This is a genomic window from Cryobacterium algoritolerans (assembly GCF_004402785.1).
Lineage (GTDB): Bacteria > Actinomycetota > Actinomycetes > Actinomycetales > Microbacteriaceae > Cryobacterium > Cryobacterium algoritolerans.
This window is the reverse complement of record NZ_SOFP01000018.1, coordinates 1-2,822: the sequence shown is the minus strand read 5'-3', so window position 1 is coordinate 2,822 and position 2,822 is coordinate 1. Positions and strand designations below refer to the sequence as shown.

Annotated in this window: 1 protein-coding gene and 2 pseudogenes; all 3 read right to left on the bottom strand. The window is 62.1% G+C overall.

What is annotated here, in order from left to right; translation table 11 throughout:
* Positions 1-193 precede the first annotated feature (193 nt).
* A pseudogene (locus E3O19_RS04260) lies at positions 194-1,446 on the bottom strand (IS1182 family transposase); the annotation flags it as partial.
* A gap of 299 nt (positions 1,447-1,745) precedes the next feature.
* A pseudogene (locus E3O19_RS04255) lies at positions 1,746-2,072 on the bottom strand (transposase); the annotation flags it as partial.
* Positions 2,073-2,110: 38 nt separating this feature from the next.
* A partial coding sequence (locus E3O19_RS04250; RefSeq protein WP_134565547.1) for a DDE-type integrase/transposase/recombinase occupies positions 2,111-2,822 on the bottom strand: 712 nt, incomplete at its 5' end.

Sequence of the window (2,822 nt, the reverse complement as noted above, 5' to 3'; positions counted from 1 at the left end):
GCTGCAGGATCTGCTTCGCTTTGATCTTCCGTACCATTGCCGGTACTCCTTCCACCGTGTGGCGCTCACACGGTGGAAGGAGCTTTTCAGGTGGGGCTCAACCACGCCGGTAGTGGGGCTGAACGATACAAATCACGCATCTGAACAGTGGGGCTCACTCGCACCACAGGTGGTGCCCATCGAAGCCAATATTCATCTGACCGAACACCGGCTCCACGATCGCTTTGCGCCGCGCATAAACGGTGCGGCCCTTCTTCGTCTTCAACTTCCGGGCCATGCGCTCCCGGAGAGTCGCATTCGCGGGGATCCGGCCTCGGGGAACCTCGGGACCACGCTCGCCGTGCTTCACGCGGCCGGTCGCGATGAAAAACTCCATCCGGCGTCACTGCCCACTTCAACACTGTTCGCGTAGTCCAGATTTGCTGCTGAACAATACCCGGCATCCGCCAGGATCTGCCCGGGCAGGACGCCGGTCGTAGTGTGAAGCTTCTCGAGCATCGGCACGACCTGTTCAACATCCACGCCAATATTCGTCAACGTTGTCGCCACGATGATCTGATGGTCGGCGTCAACGATGGCCTGCGCATTGTAGGCGTAGTGAAACGACCCGTCGGCGGTTTTCATGATCCGAGAATCCGGGTCGGTGAAGTTTTGCTGAGCCTTCGGGTTCACGACCGCCTTCTTCGCCGCATCGTCACCTTTCTGCGCAGCAGTGTCGTCGTCGTTGCCCTTGTTCCGGGCCTTCTTCTCGGCCTCGTTCCGAGCCCGGAGGGCCGCGTCGGCCTCCAACGCGGCTCGCGCTTGGGCGAGTTTCACCAGGCGTGACTCGCGTCGGGCGAGCTCCGGCGGCAACTCATCGCCGCGTTTGTCTTTCCCGAAGCGGGCATCCTCCGCGTCATCGATCGCGTCGGCGTCCGCCAGCAGCGCGGAGACCTCGTCGGCGAGGACCTTCTGCTTCTCTGTCAACCGGGCGTAACTCATCGCCTTGCGCCGGGACGCGGTCGCGCGCACCTTCGTGCCGTCCAACGCGACCTGTCCGAGCGAGACCATCCCGGCCGCGCGGCACAGTTCCAACGCCTGCAAGAACACGTTCCCCAGACTGGAGAGGTGACGTTTGCGGAACCGGGCAATGGAACGAAAATCCGGCGCCTGCTGCGCGGCCAACCAGCGAAAAGCGACGACGTCCACGCAGACCCGTTCCAACTCGCGTGAGGAGCGGACCCCGACGCAGTACCCGTAAAGCAGCACCCGGACCATCAGCCGAGGGTCGTAAGGCGGCTGGCCCTTCGACTTCGCGTAGGACGCGTAGAACTTCTTCAAATCCAGCTGCGTCTCGACGATGTCAGCGATGAAACGAGACAAGTGGTTCTGCGGCAGCCACTCATCCAGCGACGGTGGCACCAACATCACAGCCGCCGGCTCAAACGCCCGAAACCGCTTGTTCACGCCGCCGCCAGCCTCAACCCCGTCAGCCACGACCAGGTCAACGTGCTCGAGTTCCGTCGCGGGGAACAGGCCATCAGAATCGCTCATAAATAATTTTCCCAGACCACCACCGCAAGTCCGGGAAATCAGACGGCGTTTTAAAGTTTGGTACTACTGACCCACGCTCCTAGGCGCGCTGCTTAGGCAGTTTGGTTGAGTGGGTGTGACGACTCGCAGTATTCGTTCGACGTGAGCGGGAGCATTCGGCTGTGGAGCGGTGCAGTCAAAGAATGTTGCGCCCCGGGACGGTCCTATAGATGTCAAGTGAGTTCGAAGTCGGTCTTCATGTCGTTGAACACTTCTCGAGCGATGAATCGTTTGAGGCAGCGGAGGACGTCCTTCTTGGAGAGGCCTTCAGCAACGCGTCGATGCATGTAGTCGAGGGTTCTCGGATCGTAACGGAGGCGACAGACTGCGATCATGTGCAGGGCGCGGTTCGCTTGCCGGTCGCCGCCTCGGTGAAGTCGCATTCGGTGTGTTTTGCCTGACGAGATAGGAATCGGGGCGGCACCGCATAGCTTGGCGAAGGCTGCCTCTGAGGTGAGTCTGTCGATGTTTTGACCGGCGGTGACGAGCAGCTGAGCGGCGTGGCATCACCGTCAAGGTGAATGAGGCCAGCGTGAGTTTAGGCGGCTAGTTCTGCCTGGATGGTCGCGGGTGGTTTGTTGATCCAGGCTGCGTCGGGGGTGGCGAGGATTTTTGGGTCGAGGTTGGTGCTGAAGCGTTCCGGGTTCCTGGCCCGCGCTGTGGCGAGGGTCGCCGTCCGCTCGGCGGCTTTGCCGGCGGCGAGGCCGTAGTAGACGTCGGCGGGGGTGTTGAGCCCGATCCCGGTGTGCCGGTGGCTGTGGTTGTAACCCTCGACGAAGGTGTTCATGAACCGTCGGGCATCGCCGAGGTTGCCGAAGCGTTCCGGGAACACCGGGGCGAATTTCAGCGTCTTGAACCACGACTCCGAGTACGGGTTGTCGTTGCTGACCCGGGGCCGGGAGTGCGACTTCGTGACCTCCAGATCCGAGAGGAGCGCGGCGATGGTCTTGCTCGTCATCGACGTGCCCCGGTCCCCGTGGACGACCTGCGGGGTGCCATGGATGGAGAAAGTCTCTCTCATCATCTCGGCGGCGAGGACTGCGGACTCGGCCGGATGGACCTTCACGCCGACGATGTAGCGGGAGTAGATATCGATCATCACGTAGGCGTCGAAGTACTTGCCCTTGACCGGGCCGGGCAATTTCGTGATGTCCCACGTATAGACCTGGCCGGGGCCGGTGGCGACCAGTTCCGGGATCGCCCGGGCCGGGTGACGGGCCAGGCGTCGGCGTTCCTTGACTTGCTTGTTC